Genomic DNA, 18,944 nt, shown 5'->3' with positions numbered 1-18,944 from the left:
AATGCGCTCCCACATTGACCGCGTTCCTTCAGCACGTTTTGTCCTCAACAAACATAAAAAGAGGCACCCCATGCACCCTGAATCCCACACCGGGCAGGCTTCTTTAGTCACGCCTAGCCGAAAGCGCTTCTTCATCATGGTGCTGCTGTTCATCACCGTGGTGATCAACTACCTCGACCGCAGCAACCTGTCGATTGCCGCGCCTGCGCTGACCAGCGAACTGGGTATCGACCCGGTGCAGGTCGGGCTTATTTTTTCCGCTTTCGGCTGGACTTACGCGGCCATGCAAATCCCCGGCGGCTGGCTGGTAGACCGGGTGCCGCCGCGCATTCTGTATACGGCCGCCCTGCTGCTGTGGTCGATTGCCACCGTGATGCTCGGTTTCGCCGCCAGCTTTATCACGTTGTTTGTGCTGCGCATGGCGGTGGGCGCGCTGGAAGCGCCGGCGTACCCGATCAACAGCCGTGTGGTCACCACCTGGTTTCCCGAGCGCGAGCGCGCCACGGCTATCGGCGTCTACACCTCCGGGCAATTTGTCGGCCTGGCGTTCCTCACGCCGGTACTGGCTTGGCTGCAACACCAGTACGGCTGGCACATGGTGTTTGTCGTTACCGGTGGCGTCGGCATCCTTTGGGCCGCGATCTGGTACGCGGTGTATCGCGAGCCCAAAGATTTCAAAGGCGCCAATGAGGCTGAAATCCAGTTGATCCGTGACGGTGGTGGGCTGGTGGACATGCAGGCGCAAACGGCCAAGGCACCCTTCAGTTGGGTCGACCTCGGTATCGTGCTGAGCAAGCGCAAACTCTGGGGCATCTACCTGGGGCAGTTCTGCCTGAACTCTACGCTATGGTTCTTCCTGACCTGGTTCCCGACGTACCTGGTGAAATATCGCGGCATGGACTTTATCCAGTCAGGTTTGTTGGCGTCGTTGCCGTTCCTGGCCGCTTTTGTGGGCGTGCTGTGTTCGGGGGTGTTTTCCGATTGGTTGATCCGTCGTGGTGCCTCGGTAGGCTTTGCCCGCAAGTTGCCGATCATCAGTGGGCTGCTGATTTCCACGGCGATCATCGGTGCCAACTACGTGGACTCCACGGCGTGGGTCATCGCGTTTCTGGCGGTGGCATTTTTCGGCAATGGCCTGGCGTCGATCACCTGGTCGCTGGTTTCGACCCTGGCGCCTGCGCGGTTGCTGGGGCTGACCGGAGGCGTGTTCAACTTCATCGGTAACCTGTCGGCAATCGCTACGCCCATCGTGATTGGCTTTCTGGCCAGTGGTTCGTCGTTTGCGCCGGCGATTACTTACATCGCGGTGCTGGCGTTGCTGGGAGCACTTTCCTACATATTGCTTGTAGGTAAAGTCGAGCGGATCGAGCTGTAAAAAAGGGCGACCTTGGAGTCGCCCTTCTTTCGCGATTACGGCACCGACATTTCGTTATGGAAAATGTTGTGTGGGTCCCAGCGCTGCTTGGTACGCCGCAGGCGGCTTTCGATGATCAGGTCGGGAAAGAAGATCTTGTACCACTGTGGGTTTTTGCCATTGGCCGGATTGCCACCGATGTAGGTCATATCGAGGTCGGGGTAATTGATGTAACAACCTTCAAACTCGTCGTTGACCGGTACGCCCTGATCATCGGCGAACGCGTTAAAGTACAACCCTCGGATCCAGTCGGCATGGGCTTGATCCGAGGCGGCGCTATCGCCGCGCCAGTAACATTGCGGTTGCCACTTGAGGTATGACGAGCGCTGCGCGGCCGACGACTCCCGGCGCACCGGCCCGCTGGCGGCATTGATCTGGCCACCGAAAGACTGAATCTGAATGAGGCTTTGTGTCAGGTGGTTATCAGGGTCTGGCCAGGTCAATGTGGTCCAGATGGCGTCCAGCACTTGAGGGCTGAACACGCCCTTCTGATAAGCCGACTTATAACGCCCACGCTGGTTGTCCCCCGAGCCATTCAATGTCTGTTGGCATACCAGCCAATCCAGGCGTTGGGTAGCTTCCTCGGCGGATTCCAATGAATTGATGGTGCGTCCCGCGCAGCTACCACGCGGCTGATGGATGACGTGAAACGGCACCAGTGACTCTGTAGCAGGTAGCCCGATGGCTGTCAGCATCTTGTCGACAAAATCATCGAAAGGGGCTCGCTCGTTCAGTTCGCCATCCTTGTCCACATAGTGAATACCCAGGGTCACATTGCCTGTGTGCTGGTGGCGCATCTCCAGCTTGGTCGCCAGGCCCCAAGTGTCCGTGTTGCTTTGATTGCTGGCGAACCATGATTGATAGGCCGCCAGCAGGTTATCGAGTGCAGGCTTGGTCAGTACGGACCAGTCCCATTCCAACACCAGCCACAGTACCTCTTTCGGTGCCGGTGGCAGGTCTTTGAAGTAATAGCTGGTGATGATGCCGAACTGTCCGCCACCGGCACCGCAACACGCGGCGAACAGGTCCAGTTCGTCCTGATTGGTGCTGTCGCGAGAAACGTGGCGCGGTTCGAGGCCTTTGCCAAGGCTGTCGGGCACCAGGATATCCACACCGCTGAGCCAGTCACATACCAGTCCATATTTGCGCGACAGCAGCCCATAGCCGCCTCCGCAAATATGTCCGCCAAGGCCCACTGAATAACACGAACCACCGGGCAGGGTTTTGTTGGCCAGCTTGTATAACGCGACATAGGCATCCCAGTTTTGTCCGCCGGCTTCCAGGCGAAAGCTATAGCGTTCAGCAGCGCTGGGGTCCAGCTCGGAGCCGATTTGCCCGCTGGCGTCATAGACCACCTGGTTCAACGCACTGATATCCAGAATCGACAGTACCTCAAGTGGACTGTCGGGCATCTTGTTGGCGACAAAGCCTTCGTAGCAATGACCACCACTGCGTACGGTGATGCGCCCCTCGGGAAGGGCCAATGCCTGCGCGGCGGCGTCAATGATGTCTTGTGGGCTGCGGCAGAGGTAGATCAGGTTGGCGCCATTTTGCGAAGACTGACCCTGCACATTGCCCAGTGGCCAGCGCAGGTTGAAGCCCTTTTGCAAGGTTGAGTGACGGGAGTCTGAAGAGGTAATGAGATCAAAGGCCATGATGTACTCCTGAGAGCCAGGGATGACTTCTGATGCAACTAACTTAACGACCGGGAAGCAAGAAATGCGGGGGGGCTTGCGAGGGTGGTTAGACGGCAATAGGCATGGAAGTGCGTTGGGGTGACGTGGTGTCACCCCTCAGCGTAGCGCAAGTATCAAAACGCAGGTGCTTACTTGCGTGCGTTGCGCACACCTGCCGACAGCGCCGCGCAATGACTCAGCACGCCATCGATCGCTTGCTGGTCGCTGCCGGCATTGGCGATGTGATCGATCAGTGCCGAACCCACCACCACACCGTCGGCCAGGCGCGCAATGGCCGCAGCTTGTTCCGGTGTACGAATACCGAAACCGATGCTGATCGGCAGGTCGGTGTGGCGACGCAGACGCGTGACCGCTTCTTCGACGTGTTCCAGCGTGGCGGCGCCGGCACCGGTCACGCCTGCTACCGACACGTAATACACAAACCCGGAACTGCCGTTGAGCACCGTCGGCAGGCGCACGTCATCGGTGGTCGGCGTGGTCAGGCGGATAAAGTCGATGCCCGCGGCCTGAGCCGGGTCGCACAACTCGCCGTTGTGCTCAGGTGGCATGTCGACCACGATCAGGCCGTCGACGCCGGCTGCCTTCGCATCGGCGATAAACTGCGGCACACCGTATTTGTGAATGGGGTTGAAGTAGCCCATCAACACCAGGGGGGTGTCGCTGTCGTCGGTGCGGAACTCGCGGACCATTTGCAGGGTTTTCGCCAGGTTTTGCTTGGCGTCCAGCGCACGGATATTAGCCAGTTGAATCGCCGGGCCGTCTGCCATCGGATCGGTGAAGGGCATGCCCAGCTCGATCACGTCGGCGCCGGCGGCCGGCAAGCCCTTGAGGATCGCCAGCGAGGCGTCATAACCCGGGTCACCAGCGGTGACGAAGGTCACCAGGGCGGCGCGGTTTTGTTCCTTGAGTTGCGCAAAGCGGGTTTGCAGGCGGCTCATTTAGTGTTTCTCCTGCTTGGACTGTTCCATGTGATGCATCACGGTCTGCATATCTTTGTCGCCACGGCCCGAGAGATTGACCACCATCAGATGATCCTTGGGCAGGGTGGGTGCGCGGTTGAACACTTCAGCCAGGGCGTGGGCGCTTTCCAGCGCAGGAATTATCCCTTCCAGGCGGCAGCATTTGTGGAATGCATCCAGGGCTTCGTCATCAGTTACCGAGGTGTACTGGACGCGGCCGATGTCATGCAACCAGGCGTGCTCAGGGCCGATGCCGGGGTAGTCGAGGCCGGCGGAAATCGAATGGGCGTCGATGATCTGGCCGTCGTCGTCCTGCAGCAGGAAGGTGCGGTTGCCGTGCAGCACGCCGGGTACGCCGCCGTTGAGGCTGGCGGCGTGCTTGCCGGTTTCGATGCCATGGCCCGCTGCTTCGACGCCGATGATTTCGACGCTGGTGTCATCCAGGAACGGGTGGAACAAGCCCATGGCGTTGGAGCCACCGCCGATGCACGCCACCAGGCTGTCCGGCAGGCGGCCTTCCTGGGCTTGCAGTTGGGTGCGGGTTTCCTTGCCGATCACGGCCTGAAAGTCGCGCACCATGGCCGGGTAAGGATGCGGGCCGGCCACGGTGCCGATCAGGTAGAAGGTGCTGTCGACGTTGGTCACCCAGTCACGCAGGGCTTCGTTCATGGCGTCTTTGAGGGTGCCGGTGCCGGCGACCACCGGGATCACTTCGGCACCCAGCAGCTTCATGCGAAACACGTTGGCCTGCTGGCGCTCGATATCGGTGGTGCCCATGTAGATCACGCATTGCAGGCCGAAGCGTGCGGCAACCGTAGCGGTGGCTACGCCGTGCATACCGGCACCGGTCTCGGCGATGATGCGTTTCTTGCCCATGCGCCGTGCCAGCAGGATCTGGCCGATGCAGTTGTTGATCTTGTGCGCGCCGGTGTGGTTCAGCTCTTCGCGCTTGAGATAGATCTTGGCGCCGCCACAGAACTCCGTCAGGCGTTCGGCGAAGTACAGCGGGCTTGGGCGTCCGACGTAATCGCGCTGGAAGTAGGCCAACTCTTCATTGAACGCTGGATCCACTTTGGCCGCTTCGTATTCACGGGCCAGGTCGAGGATCAACGGCATCAGCGTTTCAGCCACGTAGCGGCCGCCGAACGCACCAAACAGGCCGTTGGCGTCAGGGCCGTTGCGTAGATCGGTCTGGGACTGGGTCATGGGGCGCTCCAGGAATGAATGTGTGTTGAGAGGCAATGACGGCCACTCTACCCCTGACGCTTTGGCCTGAAAACCGATAAGATCGCCGTAACCTGTCAGGAAAACTCACAGATGAGCCGCGACCTACCACCCCTCAATGCCTTGCGTGCTTTTGAAGCCACCGCCCGCTTCAGTAGCGTCAGCCAAGCCGCTGAGCAACTGCACGTGACCCACGGTGCGGTCAGCCGGCAGTTGAAAGTACTGGAAGAACATTTGGGTGTGAGCCTGTTCGTCAAGGATGGACGTGGCCTTAAACTCACAGATGCAGGCGTACGGCTTCGGGATGCCAGCGTGGAGGCTTTCGAGCGGCTGCGGGACGCGTGCGCCGAACTCTCCCAAAGCGGCGTCGACGCGCCCTTCGTGCTCGGCTGTTCGGGCAGTTTGCTGGCGCGCTGGTTTATCCCCCGGCTGGGGCGCTTGAATGCCGACTTGCCCGATTTGCGCCTGCACCTGTCGGCGGGCGAAGGCGATCTGGACCCCCGGCGGCCAGGCCTGGACGCCTTGCTGCTATTCGCCGAGCCGCCGTGGCCGGCCGACATGCAGGTGTACGAGCTGGCCAGCGAGCGCATCGGCCCGGTGTTGAGCCCTCGTTTCGCAGGTTTTGAACAGTTGCGTCAGGCTCCAGCAACGGCATTGGTAAGCGAAGCGTTGTTGCACACCACCTCACGACCCCAGGCCTGGCCCAGTTGGGCGCGGCAACACGGCATCGAGCCCGGCGCGTTGAAACTCGGCCAGGGGTTTGAGCACTTGTATTATTTGCTGGAAGCGGCAGTAGCAGGATTGGGAGTGGCGATTGCGCCAGAACCACTGGTGGCAGAGGACCTGCGAGCGGGTCGCCTGGTGGCGCCGTGGGGCTTCAGCGAAACCCCGGCGCACCTGGCGTTGTGGCTACCCAAGCGCGCCGCAGACGGGCGCGCCGGGCAGTTGGCGCAATGGCTCAAGGCTGAGCTGTTGCGTCAACCGGTGTAACCGGTCAATCAGTCACCGCGCTTGCACAGCAGGTAGGCTGCCAGCAAGCCCAGTGCACCTACGGCAACGCCGGCGGTAGTCCATGGGTGCTCTTGTGCATAGTCACGGGTGGCAGCACTGGTTTCACGAATTTTGACTTTGCTTTCTTCATAGGCGTCGCTGATCAGGTGGCGAGAGTGCTTGAGGGCGTTCTCGGCATTGCTTTTCAGGGCCTTCAGCGTTTTGCGCGACTCATCGGACGCGTCGTCCTTGAGGCTCTCCAGAGATTTGAGCAGGCTCGAAATCTCGGCTTCCATGCTTTCCAGCGACGCTTTGCGTAAAGAAGTGTTGGCCATGTGGACATCTCCTGAAGTGATTGAGTGGCGTGTGTAGATACCGACTGCGCCGGTTTCAGAAAGTGCAGTAATTCTGAACTTTCACCTCCAAGCGGTCGCCAGAAGCAGTAAGCACATTCGCTGCTAGTCTTGATTGACGACCTATAGGAGAAACGCCATGAGTGATCATCACACCTACAAGAAAGTCGAATTGGTGGGCTCTTCCACCACCAGCATCGAAGACGCAATCAACAATGCTCTGGCTGAAGCCAACAAAAGCATCAAGCACCTCGAGTGGTTCGAGGTGACTGAAACCCGTGGTCACATCAAGGATGGCAAGGCCGCGCACTTCCAGGTCACGCTGAAAGTGGGGTTCCGAATTGCAAGTAGTTAATCCGCTCAGTTGAACTTTGCCCGCTGGCCGATTGCCATAACCTGCGCTACAACGTATGCGTGCCGATGCGATGAGCGTTGGCACGCTCTTTTTGATCAGCGCAAGGAAAGTAACGGATGAAGAAGTTTCTGTTGGCGGTGGGTTTGTTGAGCATTGCGGGTACGGCGATGGCAGCCAAGAACTGTGAGGAGCTGAAAAGCGAGATCGCAGCGAAAATCGATGCCAAGGGCGTACCGCATTACTCTTTGGAAATCGTAGATAAAGGCGCCGCAGCGGATGGTGACGTCGTAGGGACGTGCGGCGGCGACACCAAGGAAATTGTCTACAAGCGCGGTTGATTCCGTGCTCCAGACATAAAAACCGACGCAAGTGCGTCGGTTTTTTTCGCTTGGATTTCAGCCCTTCATCACCTGTGCCAGCAGCTCGTAGGAATGAATACGGTCGGCGTGCTCATAAAGGTCACTGGTAAAAATCAGCTCATCGGCGCCGGTTTGCTCGATCAACACCTCCAGCTTGGCGCGAATCTTCGCCGGGCTACCCACCATGGCCAGGCCAAGGAAGCTACCCACCGCGTCTTTTTCATGGGGCAGCCACAAGCCGTCCATGGTTTTTACCGGTGGGCGCTGCACCAGGCTCTGGCCGCGCATCAGCGCGAGGATGCGTTGGTACACCGAGGTGGCCAGGTAATCGGCCTGTTCGTCGGTATCGGCTGCCACCAGTGGAATGCCGAGCATCACGTAGGGCTTGTCCAGTACCGCCGAAGGCTTGAAGTGATTGCGGTACACACGAATCGCCTCATGCATCAGGCGCGGTGCGAAGTGGGAGGCGAAGGCGTAGGGCAAGCCACGCTCACCGGCCAATTGCGCGCTGAACAGGCTCGAACCCAACAGCCACACTGGCACATTGGTGCCCGTGCCCGGTACGGCGATCACCCGTTGGTCGGGCGTACGCGGGCCCAGGTAGGCCATGAGTTCGGCTACGTCTTCGGGGAAGTCATCGGCACTGCCGGAACGTTCACGGCGCAGGGCGCGAGCGGTCATCTGGTCAGAACCGGGCGCGCGGCCCAGGCCCAGGTCGATACGGCCGGGGTAGAGGCTTTCCAGAGTGCCGAACTGTTCGGCAATCACCAAGGGCGCGTGGTTAGGCAGCATGACGCCGCCAGAACCGACACGAATGGTCGAGGTGCCGCCAGCCAGATAGCCGAGCAATACTGAAGTGGCAGAACTGGCGATGCCGTCCATATTGTGGTGCTCAGCTACCCAAAAGCGGTTGTAGCCGAACTTTTCCACGTGTTGGGCCAAGTCCAGGGAATTGCGCAGCGACTGCGCCGGGCTGCCATTGGCACGCACGGGCACCAGGTCGAGGGTCGAAAACTTTACGTCGGACAGCGATTTCATCAGCCTGCTTCTCCAATAGGGCGTACAGGCTTTTTTAAACGAGCTAAAACCTGCCGCTGCATGTGCATACTCTATGCAATGAGGGCATATACCCGAGATTCAATAGGTGGCTCAGAAATTTCCTACTGTATTGCTAGGTTTCTCCGACAAGGTGAACTTTGCCCACGGGTCTATCCTCAGAACCCTTACTGACGCAAAACCACCGTTCGAGGAGAAAGCTATGAGTATCGTTAAAAAGGCATCCGCGCATTGGGAAGGTGATCTGAAGACAGGCCTGGGTTCCATATCCACTGAAACCGGCGTGCTGCGCGAAGCGCCCTACGGCTTCAAGGCCCGTTTCGAAGGCGGCAAGGGCACCAACCCTGAGGAGCTTATCGGCGCAGCTCACGCCGGCTGTTTCTCCATGGCGTTTTCCATGATTCTCGGCGATGCCGGGCTCAAGGCTGACAGCATTGATACCCAGGCCGAAGTGACCCTGGACCAGGTCGAGGGCGGATTCGCGATCACTGCCGTGCACTTGATCCTCAAAGCCAAGATCCCGGGCGCGAGCCAGGCGCAGTTCGATGAACTGAGCAAAAAGGCCAAGGAAGGGTGCCCGGTGTCCAAAGTGCTGAATGCAACCATCACCTTGGATGCCACGCTGGTCAACTGACACAGCAGTACTCATGTGTGGGAGCGAGCAAGCCCGCTCCCACATTTTCAGTTGTGCGTTAAATCAGAACTCGTGTTTGTAAAATGTGGTCGAATAGCCCATGCAGCCTAGGCGCACACTCGTGCGCAGCGCATTCAGGGAGCTACACACATGAAACGTTTTGCCTTGGCAATCATCTGCGGTGTATTGGCCACTTCGGCCGTGGCCGCGCCAAAAGATTGTGAAGAGCTCAGGAAAGAAATCGAAGTGAAGATCCAGGCCAAGGCGATTCCGTCCTACACCCTGGAAATAATCACTGCCGAAGAAGCCGAGAACCATGACAGCGCCATGATCGTCGGTTCGTGCGAAAACGGTACGAAGCGCATCATCTATCAGAAAAACAATGACTGACTCAGATGCAGTTGACGCTGCGTTCTTCGGCCAGCAACTGGCGCGCTGAGTCATACAGCCGGATGTTGGGCGTGAACGCCAGCGAGCGACCTTCGAGCACATAGCGTTGGCCGGCCTGGAAATGGTCGTACTGCAGGGTCATGAAACAGGTGCGATACATCATCTGGCTAAGGCCCCCCAAACCGCCGCCGGCGGGCACTTCAAAGTCAAAGCGCACCATCAGCTCGTGAGGGCCGGGAGGCATTTGGAAGAAGCGCCCGTCGTTGAGGTTTTTCCCGTCCAGGCGCTGAGCCATGACCAATTTGGAGCCCGGCGTCGGCGTGGTGAAATCCACCCAGGCCTGTTGCGGGTCGACAGGCGGGATGGGGGCCGAAGTGCAAGCGCTGAGCAGGAGGGCGGCAACGGGCAATGGAAACTGACGCATGGCAGGTACTCAACGCGAGAAGAGCCTTGAGTATAAACATGCCGCGCCATGGAAAAATCCCGTTCAAGCGCGATAGTCTGGCGAATAAATCACCCAGGAGCAGTCGGTGCATGATCAGGTGTTTTCTTCCAGGGTTGATGGTTGTGCTACTCAGCGGTTGTTCCAGCGTCAGTTATTACAGTCAGTTGGCGAGCGGTCAGTGGCAGTTATTGCGGGCCCGGGAGCCGATTGCCGAAGTTATCGCCGACCAGACTCGCCCTCAACTATTGCGCGAGCATCTCGTGCAATCGCAAAAAGCTCGCACCTTTGCCAGTGAGCACTTGCATCTGCCTGATAATCAAAGCTACCGGTTATACGCCGATATCGGCCGGCCCTATGTGGTCTGGAATGTCTTCGCCACGCAGGAATTTTCTCTGGCTCCTGAAAACCACTGCTTTCCCATCGCCGGTTGCGTTGCCTATCGCGGCTACTACAACCAAGGCGCGGCGCATGGCGAGGCGGCGCTGTTGCGGCAACAAGGCATGGACGTGTCGATCGGTGGCGTCGAAGCCTATTCCACCCTGGGGTGGTTCAACGACCCGATCATGAGTTCGATGATGAGTTGGGGTGATGAGCGCCTCGCGACTCTGATCTTCCACGAACTGGCCCACCAGCGTTTCTACGTGAAGGATGACACCGAGTTCAACGAGTCATTCGCCACGTTCGTCGAGCAGGAAGGCACCCGTCAGTGGCGGGCGGCACGGGGCCTGGCGCCTGTCAGCGATGCGGCGTTGAAGCAACGCGATCAATTCATCCGGCTGATTCTCGATACCCGCAAACGCCTGGAGGCGTTGTATGCGCAGCCGTTGGCGGCGCAGGTGATGCGGCAGGCCAAGGCCGCGCAGTTCGAGCGCTTGCGCACTGAATACCGGCAGATGCGTGATAGCCAATGGGGTGGCGAAAAGCCCTATGACGCTTGGATCAACCAGCCGATGAACAATGCGCGACTGTTGCCATTCGGGCTGTATGACCGGTGGGTGCCGGCGTTTGCGGCGTTGTTTGCGCAGGAGGGTGGGGATTGGGTGAGGTTTTATGCGGCGGTGGAGAGGTTGGGCGGGTTGCCGGTGGCGCAGCGCAAGGCGGCGTTGAGGCAGTTGGAAGGGGTTGGCCGTTAGGGCCTCATCGGGGGCAAGCCCCCTCCCACATTTTGATATGTGAACACATTCAAGTGTGGGAGCGGGCTTGCTCGCGAAAGCGGTTTCAAGAGCGCTGCAAAAATGCCTGGTGCATCTGTGCCAACGTCTCGAAGTGCCAGGTCGGCGCTTCGGCACTCAACTCTTCAAAACTGCCGAACCCATACCCTACCGCCGCCGAATCCAACCCATTGCTGCGTGCGCCGATCAGGTCATGCTTGCGATCACCGATCATCAAGGTTGTGGCCGGGTCCAGCCCTTCCTCACGGATCAAGTGGGCGATCAACTCGACCTTGTTGGTACGCGTGCCGTCCAGTTCGCTGCCGTAAATCACCTTGAAGTGCTTGGCAAAGTCGAAATGCCGCGCAATCTCGCGGGCAAATTCCCATGGCTTGGAGGTGGCCACGTACAGTTGGCGCCCTTGGCTGTTGAGTTCCTCCAGCAATGGCATCACGCCGTCGAACACGCGGTTTTCATACAGCCCGGTGACCTTGAAGCGCTCGCGGTAGAAATTCACCGCTTCCCAGGCCTTGGCCTCGTCGAAACCGTAGAAGTGCATGAACGCTTGCAGCAGAGGCGGGCCGATGAAGTGTTCAAGCTTGGTCAGGTCAGGTTCGTCGATGCCCAATTTGCCAAGGGCGTACTGGATCGAACGGGTGATGCCCTCACGCGGATCGGTGAGCGTGCCGTCCAGGTCGAAGAGGACCGTTGGGTGGTTGAGGGTCATTGATCGAATCCTTCTGCCAGGTGCAGGTCCTTGAGCTTCACGTAGTTCGCAGCGCTGTAGGTGAAAAAGGCGCGCTCCTTGTCAGTCAGCGCGCGGACCTGTTTAACCGGGCTGCCCACATACAAAAAACCACTGTCGAGTTTCTTGCCGGGTGGCACCAGGCTGCCGGCGCCGATGATCACGTCGTCCTCGACCACGGCGCCGTCCATCACGATGCTGCTCATGCCAATCAAGACGCGGTTGCCCACCGTGCAACCATGCAGCATGACCTTGTGGGCGATGGTCACGTCGTCGCCGATCAGCAGCGGGAAACCATCAGGATTGAACGGCCCTGCATGGGTAATGTGCAACACGCAGCCGTCCTGCACACTGGTGCGGGCGCCGATGCGGATGCGGTGCATGTCGCCGCGAATCACGGTCAGCGGCCAAACCGAGCTGTCGGGGCCGATTTCGACATCGCCGATCACCACCGCCGAAATATCGACAAAAGCCCCGGCGCCCAGGGTTGGCGTGTGGTTCTGATAGGTGCGAAGGGTCACGATAGCCTCTCTCTCTTCTGCTGATAGCTGCGGTGGGTGTTGATTGTAATTAAGATGGCCCCATCTTTGTTCTTACATGTTTCTTCAGCCAAGGTGCCAACCGTGAGCGCGAACAACCCTCTTTTGCAGTCCTACGACCTGCCGCCGTTCTCGGCGATCCGTGCCGAGCACGTCCAGCCGGCCATCGAACAGATCCTCGCCGACAACCGTGTGGCTATCGCAGACATCCTGCAAAGCCAGGGCAAAAATCCGACATGGGCCGGTCTGGTCCTGGCCATGGATGAACTGAACGACCGCCTTGGCGCTGCCTGGAGCCCGGTCAGCCACCTCAATGCAGTGTGCAACAGCGCCGAGTTGCGTGAAGCCTACGAGGCTTGCCTGCCCGCCTTGAGTGCCTACTCCACCGAGATGGGCCAGAACCGTGAACTGTTCCAGGCTTTCGACGCCTTGGCCAACAGCCCCGAGGCCGCCGGTTTCGACGTGGCGCAAAAAACCATTCTGGAACACTCCCTGCGCGATTTCCGCCTGTCGGGTATCGACCTGCCGCCGGAGCAGCAAAAGCGCTACGCCGAAGTGCAAAGCAAGCTTTCCGAGCTGGGCAGCAAATTCTCCAACCAGTTGCTGGACGCTACCCAGGCCTGGACCAAGCACGTCACCGATGAAGCCACCCTCGCCGGCCTGACCGACTCGGCCAAGGCGCAAATGGCTGCCGCCGCCCAGGCCAAGGGCCTCGACGGCTGGCTGATCACCCTGGAATTCCCCAGCTATTACGCCGTGATGACCTATGCCCAGGACCGCGCCCTACGTGAAGAGGTCTACGCGGCCTACTGCACCCGTGCGTCGGACCAGGGCCCGAATGCCGGTCAGAACGATAACGGCCCGGTGATGGAACAGATTCTCGACCTGCGTCAGGAACTGGCCCAATTGTTGGGTTACGCGTCCTTCGCCGAGCTGAGCCTGGCGACCAAGATGGCCGACTCCAGCGACCAGGTGCTGAGCTTCCTGCGGGACCTGGCCAAACGCAGCAAGCCGTTCGCCACACAGGATCTGCAACAGCTCAAGGCTTACGCCGCCGAACAAGGCTGCGCCGACCTGCAAAGCTGGGACAGCGGTTTCTATGGCGAAAAATTGCGTGAGCAGCGCTACAGCGTGTCCCAGGAAGCCCTGCGTGCTTACTTCCCGATCGACAAGGTGCTGGGCGGCCTGTTTGCCATTGTGCAACGCCTGTACGGCATCGAGATTGCCGAACAGAAGGGCTTCGACACCTGGCACCCGGACGTTCGCCTGTTTGAAATCAAAGAAAATGGCGAGCACGTCGGGCGCTTCTTCTTCGACCTGTATGCCCGCGCCAACAAGCGTGGCGGTGCCTGGATGGACGGTGCCCGCGATCGTCGTCGCACCGTCGATGGCGTGCTGCAAAGCCCGGTCGCCAACCTGGTGTGCAACTTCACGCCAGCCGACAGCGGCAAGCCTGCGCTGCTGACCCACGATGAAGTCACCACCCTGTTCCACGAATTCGGCCACGGCCTGCATCACCTGCTGACCCGCGTCGAGCACGCCGGTGTATCCGGGATCAACGGCGTGGCGTGGGATGCGGTGGAATTGCCGAGCCAATTCATGGAGAACTGGTGCTGGGAGCCCGAGGGCCTGGCGCTGATCTCCGGCCACTATGAAACCGGCGAGCCACTGCCCCAGGACCTGCTGGAAAAAATGCTCGCGGCGAAGAATTTCCAGTCCGGCCTGATGATGGTGCGTCAGCTGGAGTTCTCGTTGTTCGACTTTGAGCTGCACGCCACTCATGGCGATGGCCGCAGCGTGGCGCAGGTGCTTGAAGGTGTACGCGATGAAGTCTCGGTGATGCGTCCGCCGGCCTACAACCGCTTCCCCAACAGCTTCGCGCACATCTTCGCCGGTGGTTATGCGGCGGGTTACTACAGCTACAAATGGGCCGAAGTGCTCTCGGCCGATGCCTTCTCCAAGTTCGAAGAAGACGGTGTGCTCAATGCCCAGACCGGGCGTGCGTTTCGCGAAGCGATCCTGGCGCGTGGCGGTTCCCAGGCGCCGATGGTGCTGTTCGTCGACTTCCGCGGACGGGCGCCGTCGATTGACGCACTCTTGCGCCACAGCGGCCTGAGTGAGGACGCGGCAGCATGAGTGAAGCGCCTGTGATTACCAAAAAGCAATTTATCGCCGGGGCGGTCTGCCCGGCGTGCAGTGAGCCGGACAAGTTGAAAATGTGGACCGAAGACAGCGTGCCGCACCGCGAATGCGTGGCCTGCGGGTATACCGATACGTTGAATGATCAGGGGCTTTCGGTGCCCAAGGAGTTGGGCACGCGGGTCAATACATCGGCATTGAAAGCGCCGGCGGATCCAAAAGTGCAGGCGGTGCAGTTCTTCCCCAATCCCAAGCTCAAAAAAGACTGACAACCCTTACGCGTACCAAAAGTGGGAGGGGGCTTGCTCCCGATAGCAGTGTGTCAGCCAACTGATTGGTTACTGATACACCGCCATCGGGAGCAAGCTGCTCCCTCCCACTGTTTTGCTCCCATTTTTATGCGACTTAGGTCGCTGAATCTCTCCTCGGCATCCTTAGCCTGCTATCATTTGTAACTATTGATTGCGGCTGCGATCTATCTCATTGGATCGGTTGTATCCAATATGCCGCTAAAAAAAGACAAGCCGTTCACAGAAGCGGCTGCCAAACCCGTGCCCACATGATGAGGTATACCCATGTCTGATCAAGATCAAGACAACCCCCGGCGTGACTTTTTACGCAAATCCTTGACCTTGATCCCGGTGGTCACGGTTGCCAGCACCGGCCTGGGTGGTTCGATGCTGATGGCCACGCCGGAGCCTGCCCAAGCGGCGCCGGCCAAACCTGCGACGAGCGATAAAGCCTATGAGCCGAGCTATTTCACGGCCGAGGAATGGGCGTTCATCAACGCCGCCGTCGAGCGCTTGATTCCGGCTGATGCCCAAGGCCCTGGCGCACTGGAAGCTGGCGCGCCGGAATATATCGACCGCCAGATGAACACCCCTTACGCCAGCGGCGCCCTGTGGTTCATGCAAGGTCCCTTCAACGCCGATGCGCCGCCGGAAATGGGCTGGCAGAGCAAATTGGTACCCAAGGAAATCTATCGCCTGGGTATCGCCGCAACGGACGCATGGTCGAAAGCGTTCAACGGCAAGGCTTTTGCTGCGCAAGACAGCGCTACCCGAGACGATATGCTACGCCGTCTGGAGGCCGGCGGCAGCGAAGTTGCCGCGCACTTCGACGCCGTGCCGCCAAAGATGTTCTTTAACCTGTTGCTGCAAAACACCAAGGAAGGTTTCTTCTGCGACCCGATCCATGGCGGCAATAAAGGCATGGTCGGCTGGACCATGATCGGCTTCCCCGGCGCCCGCGCCGACTTTATGGATTGGGTGGAACGCAACGAGCAATACCCCTTCCCGGCTGTTTCCATTCGCGGCGAGAGGGCATAAACGTGGCGACCATCATGAAGAAAGTGGATGCGGTGATTGTAGGCTTTGGCTGGACCGGCGCGATCATGGCCAAGGAGCTGACGGAAGCAGGCCTCAACGTGGTAGCGCTGGAGCGCGGCCCGATGCAGGACACTTATCCGGACGGCAACTATCCCCAGGTCATCGACGAATTGACCTACAGCGTGCGTAAGAAGCTGTTCCAGGACATTTCCAAAGAGACAGTAACCATTCGCCATAGTGTGAATGATGTGGCCTTGCCCAACCGTCAACTCGGTGCGTTCCTGCCGGGTAATGGCGTGGGCGGCGCGGGGCTGCACTGGTCGGGCGTGCATTTTCGTGTCGATCCGATCGAGTTGCGTATGCGCAGCCATTACGAGGAACGCTACGGGAAGAACTTCATTCCCAAGGACATGACCATCCAGGATTTCGGCGTCAGCTATGAAGAGCTGGAGCCGTTTTTCGACTATGCGGAAAAAGTCTTCGGTACCTCCGGGCAGGCCTGGACGGTCAAAGGTCAGTTGGTAGGTGAAGGCCGTGGGGGCAACCCTTACGCGCCGGATCGTTCCAACCCGTTCCCGTTGGAGGCGCAGAAGAATACGGTCTCCGCTCAACTGTTTCAGAAAGCAGCTACGGAGGTGGGTTATAAGCCTTACAACCTGCCGTCGGCCAATACGTCGGGGCCATACACCAACCCCTACGGCGCGCAGATGGGACCGTGCAATTTCTGCGGCTTTTGCAGTGGCTACGTGTGCTACATGTATTCCAAAGCGTCGCCGAACGTGAACATCCTGCCGGCCCTGCGCCAGGTGCCCAACTTCGAGTTGCGGCCCAATTCCCACGTACTCAAGGTCAACCTCGACAGCACCAAGAAAAAAGCCACCGGCGTGACCTATATCGATGCCCAGGGCCGCGAATGCGAGCAGCCGGCAGACCTGGTGATTCTGGGCGCGTTCCAGTTCCATAACGTGCGCCTGATGTTGCTGTCGGGCATCGGCAAACCCTACGACCCGATTACCAATGAGGGCGTGGTGGGCCGCAACTTCGCCTACCAGAACATGGGCACCATCAAGGCGTTCTTTGATAAGGACACCCACACCAACAACTTCATCGGCGCGGGCGGCAATGGCGTGGCCATCGACGACTTCAACGCCGACAACTTCGACCACGGCCCCCACGGCTTCGTGGGGGGCTCGCCGATGTGGGTCAACCAGGCGGGCAGCCGGCCGATTGCCGGTACTTCCAACCCGCCGGGCACGCCGGCCTGGGGCAGCGCCTGGAAGCGTGCCACCGCCGATTACTACACCCACCAGGTGTCGATGGATGCCCACGGTGCCCATCAATCCTACCGTAGTAACTATCTGGATCTGGATCCGGTTTACCGCGATGCCTACGGCCTGCCGCTGCTGCGCATGACGTTCGACTGGCAGGAAAACGACATCAAGATGAACCGCTTCATGGTCGAGAAAATGGGTAAGGTCGCACAGGCGATGAACCCCAAGGCCATCGCCGTGTTGGGTAAAAAAGTCGGTGATCACTTCAATACCGCCTCTTACCAGACCACCCACCTCAACGGCGGCGCCATCATGGGCACCGACCCGAAAACCAGTGCGTTGAACCGCTACCTGCAGTGTTGGGATGTGCACAACGTGTTCGTCCCGGGCGCGTCTGCTTTCCCACAGGGCTTGGGCTATAACCCTACCGGCTTGGTGGCAGCGTTGACCTATTGGTCAGCTCGAGCAATCCGCGAGCAGTACCTGAAAAACCCCGGCCCACTGGTTCAGGCATAAGGAGCGATGACCATGAAAGCACTCGTTATCGCCTCCCTGGCGCTCTTCAGCAGCTGCTCGGTGAGCGCTGCGGAATCTGACTTGATCAAGCAGGGTGAATACCTGGCACGTGCCGGCGACTGCGTGGCTTGCCACACCGCCAAAGGCGGCAAACCCTTCGCCGGTGGCCTGCCGATGGAAACGCCCATCGGCGTGATCTATTCCACCAACATCACCCCAGACAAGACCGGCCTGGGCGACTACAGCTTCGAAGACTTCGACAAGGCCGTGCGCCATGGCGTCGCCAAGAACGGCAGTACGCTTTACCCGGCCATGCCCTATCCGTCCTACGCGCGTGTCAGCGATAGCGATATGCAAGCGCTGTATGCGTATTTCATGAAGGGCGTCGGGCCGGTCGCCCAAGAGAACAAGGACAGCGATATCCCCTGGCCTTTGAGTATGCGTTGGCCGCTGGCCGCGTGGCGCTGGATGTTTGCGCCGGCGGTCGAGACGCAACCGTCACCAGCCGCAGCGGATCCGGTGATCAGCCGTGGCGCGTACTTGGTGGAAGGCCTGGGACACTGCGGCGCCTGCCATACGCCGCGTGCCCTGACCATGCAGGAAAAGGCCCTGAGCGCCACTGACGGCAACGACTTCCTGTCCGGCAGCGCGCCGTTGGAGGGCTGGATTGCGAAAAGCCTGCGTGGCGACCACAAGGACGGCCTCGGCAGCTGGAGCGAAGAGCAACTGGTGCAGTTTCTCAAGACCGGTCGCAGTGACCGCAGTGCGGTGTTCGGTGGTATGAGCGATGTTGTCGTCCACAGCATGCAGTACATGTCAGAAGATGACTTGACCGCTATCGCCCGTTACCTCAAGAGCCTGCCGGCGGTGGACCCCAAGGATCAGCCGCACCAGTACGACAAGCAGGTGGCCGAGGCGCTTTGGAAAGGTGATGACAGCAAGCCGGGCGCCTCGGTGTATATCGACAACTGCGCGGCCTGCCACCGCACCGATGGTCATGGCTATACGCGGGTGTTCCCGGCGCTGGCGGGTAACCCGGTCGTGCAGACGGCGGACGCCACGTCGTTGATCAACATTGTGTTGAACGGCGGCACCTTGCCGGCGACGCATACCGCGCCGTCCACCTTCACCATGCCGGCATTCGCCTGGCGCCTGTCGGACCAGGAAGTGGCCGATGTGGTCAGTTTTATCCGTGGCAGCTGGGGCAACCAAGGGGCGCCGGTAAACGCCAGCGATGTGGCAGGCCTGCGCAAAAGCGATATGCGCACCACGTCGGGCGATGATCTGGGGCAGGTGACGCAAAAGCACTGATCCCACTCTAGCCGCCCAACGGCACTGGTCAGCAACCCCGCGCCTCGATACTGTATATAAAAACAGTA

Annotated in this window: 20 protein-coding genes; 12 read left to right on the top strand and 8 right to left on the bottom strand. The window is 59.6% G+C overall.

The window, feature by feature from the left end:
* The first annotated feature begins 70 nt into the window (after nt 1-70).
* Nucleotides 71-1,375, top strand: a complete 1,305-nt coding sequence (locus FW800_RS14275; RefSeq protein ID WP_446437846.1) for an MFS transporter — start codon at nt 71-73, stop codon at nt 1,373-1,375.
* Between the two features lie 35 nt (nt 1,376-1,410).
* On the opposite strand, the gene FW800_RS14270 is transcribed toward FW800_RS14275, so the two are convergent.
* From FW800_RS14270 to trpB, 3 genes are all read right to left on the bottom strand, one after another.
* On the bottom strand, nt 1,411-3,069 hold the full coding sequence (locus tag FW800_RS14270) for a BBE domain-containing protein (RefSeq protein ID WP_446437845.1): 1,659 nt from the start codon (nt 3,067-3,069) through the stop codon (nt 1,411-1,413).
* Nucleotides 3,070-3,239: 170 nt separating this feature from the next.
* Nucleotides 3,240-4,049 carry a tryptophan synthase subunit alpha gene (gene trpA / locus FW800_RS14265; RefSeq protein WP_005783403.1) on the bottom strand — a complete coding sequence of 270 codons (810 nt, stop codon included), beginning with the start codon at nt 4,047-4,049 and terminating at the stop codon, nt 3,240-3,242.
* Entirely contained in the window at nt 4,050-5,276 is a 1,227-nt protein-coding gene (gene trpB, locus FW800_RS14260) for a tryptophan synthase subunit beta (RefSeq protein ID WP_446437844.1), read from the bottom strand.
* A 111-nt stretch (nt 5,277-5,387) separates the two neighbouring features.
* On the opposite strand from trpB, the gene FW800_RS14255 reads away from it, so the two are divergent.
* Nucleotides 5,388-6,284: a LysR family transcriptional regulator gene (locus tag FW800_RS14255; RefSeq protein ID WP_446437843.1), complete on the top strand. Its 897-nt coding sequence runs from the start codon at nt 5,388-5,390 to the stop codon at nt 6,282-6,284.
* An 8-nt stretch (nt 6,285-6,292) separates the two neighbouring features.
* Here FW800_RS14255 and FW800_RS14250 read toward each other — a convergent pair whose 3' ends face one another.
* Entirely contained in the window at nt 6,293-6,619 is a 327-nt protein-coding gene (locus tag FW800_RS14250; protein WP_003187304.1) for a DUF883 family protein, read from the bottom strand.
* 157 nt (nt 6,620-6,776) lie between these two features.
* On the opposite strand from FW800_RS14250, the gene FW800_RS14245 reads away from it, so the two are divergent.
* Both FW800_RS14245 and FW800_RS14240 read left to right on the top strand, forming a co-directional pair.
* A complete protein-coding gene (locus FW800_RS14245) occupies nt 6,777-6,992 on the top strand; it encodes a dodecin (protein WP_005783406.1) in 216 nt (71 codons plus the stop codon).
* Nucleotides 6,993-7,108: 116 nt separating this feature from the next.
* Nucleotides 7,109-7,330 carry a DUF1161 domain-containing protein gene (locus FW800_RS14240; protein ID WP_078822707.1) on the top strand — a complete coding sequence of 74 codons (222 nt, stop codon included), beginning with the start codon at nt 7,109-7,111 and terminating at the stop codon, nt 7,328-7,330.
* A 57-nt stretch (nt 7,331-7,387) separates the two neighbouring features.
* Here the strand turns inward: FW800_RS14240 and FW800_RS14235 are convergent, their stop codons facing one another.
* Nucleotides 7,388-8,389, bottom strand: a complete 1,002-nt coding sequence (locus tag FW800_RS14235) for an LLM class flavin-dependent oxidoreductase (RefSeq protein WP_078822708.1) — start codon at nt 8,387-8,389, stop codon at nt 7,388-7,390.
* A gap of 220 nt (nt 8,390-8,609) precedes the next feature.
* Between FW800_RS14235 and FW800_RS14230 the strand changes: the two genes are divergently transcribed.
* Together FW800_RS14230 and FW800_RS14225 are read left to right on the top strand one after the other, a co-directional pair.
* A complete protein-coding gene (locus tag FW800_RS14230; protein WP_003187311.1) occupies nt 8,610-9,041 on the top strand; it encodes an OsmC family protein in 432 nt (143 codons plus the stop codon).
* A 150-nt stretch (nt 9,042-9,191) separates the two neighbouring features.
* A complete protein-coding gene (locus FW800_RS14225; protein ID WP_005783409.1) occupies nt 9,192-9,431 on the top strand; it encodes a DUF1161 domain-containing protein in 240 nt (79 codons plus the stop codon).
* 1 nt (nt 9,432) lies between these two features.
* Here FW800_RS14225 and FW800_RS14220 read toward each other — a convergent pair whose 3' ends face one another.
* Nucleotides 9,433-9,855 carry a PA0061/PA0062 family lipoprotein gene (locus tag FW800_RS14220; protein ID WP_005783410.1) on the bottom strand — a complete coding sequence of 141 codons (423 nt, stop codon included), beginning with the start codon at nt 9,853-9,855 and terminating at the stop codon, nt 9,433-9,435.
* 110 nt (nt 9,856-9,965) lie between these two features.
* Between FW800_RS14220 and FW800_RS14215 the strand changes: the two genes are divergently transcribed.
* Nucleotides 9,966-11,009 (top strand): aminopeptidase, encoded by a 1,044-nt coding sequence (locus tag FW800_RS14215; RefSeq protein WP_446437842.1) that lies wholly within the window; start codon nt 9,966-9,968, stop codon nt 11,007-11,009.
* A gap of 85 nt (nt 11,010-11,094) precedes the next feature.
* Here FW800_RS14215 and FW800_RS14210 read toward each other — a convergent pair whose 3' ends face one another.
* Nucleotides 11,095-11,754 carry an HAD family hydrolase gene (locus FW800_RS14210; protein ID WP_103734086.1) on the bottom strand — a complete coding sequence of 220 codons (660 nt, stop codon included), beginning with the start codon at nt 11,752-11,754 and terminating at the stop codon, nt 11,095-11,097.
* Nucleotides 11,751-12,293 (bottom strand): gamma carbonic anhydrase family protein, encoded by a 543-nt coding sequence (locus FW800_RS14205; protein WP_005783413.1) that lies wholly within the window; start codon nt 12,291-12,293, stop codon nt 11,751-11,753. Before FW800_RS14205 ends, FW800_RS14210 begins: the two co-directional genes overlap by 4 nt.
* A 102-nt stretch (nt 12,294-12,395) precedes the next feature.
* Here FW800_RS14205 and prlC point away from each other — a divergent pair, with 102 nt between their 5' ends.
* The 5 genes from prlC (at nt 12,396) to FW800_RS14180 (ending at nt 18,876) form a co-directional block, all read left to right on the top strand.
* Entirely contained in the window at nt 12,396-14,447 is a 2,052-nt protein-coding gene (prlC, locus tag FW800_RS14200) for an oligopeptidase A (RefSeq protein ID WP_032878576.1), read from the top strand.
* Nucleotides 14,444-14,719, top strand: a complete 276-nt coding sequence (locus FW800_RS14195; protein ID WP_032878575.1) for a YheV family putative zinc ribbon protein — start codon at nt 14,444-14,446, stop codon at nt 14,717-14,719. The genes prlC and FW800_RS14195 overlap by 4 nt, the downstream gene beginning before the upstream one ends.
* Nucleotides 14,720-15,025: 306 nt before the next feature.
* Nucleotides 15,026-15,778, top strand: a complete 753-nt coding sequence (locus tag FW800_RS14190; protein WP_032878573.1) for a gluconate 2-dehydrogenase subunit 3 family protein — start codon at nt 15,026-15,028, stop codon at nt 15,776-15,778.
* Between the two features lie 2 nt (nt 15,779-15,780).
* Complete coding sequence (locus FW800_RS14185; RefSeq protein ID WP_005783418.1) at nt 15,781-17,565, top strand: GMC family oxidoreductase; 1,785 nt, start codon at nt 15,781-15,783, stop codon at nt 17,563-17,565.
* 12 nt (nt 17,566-17,577) lie between these two features.
* Nucleotides 17,578-18,876 (top strand): c-type cytochrome, encoded by a 1,299-nt coding sequence (locus FW800_RS14180; protein ID WP_446437841.1) that lies wholly within the window; start codon nt 17,578-17,580, stop codon nt 18,874-18,876.
* Nucleotides 18,877-18,944: the final 68 nt, after the last annotated feature.

It is taken from the genome of Pseudomonas sp. 910_23, assembly GCF_052850795.1.
Note: the sequence above shows the minus strand (reverse complement) of the source record. Positions and strands in the feature narration are given on the sequence as shown.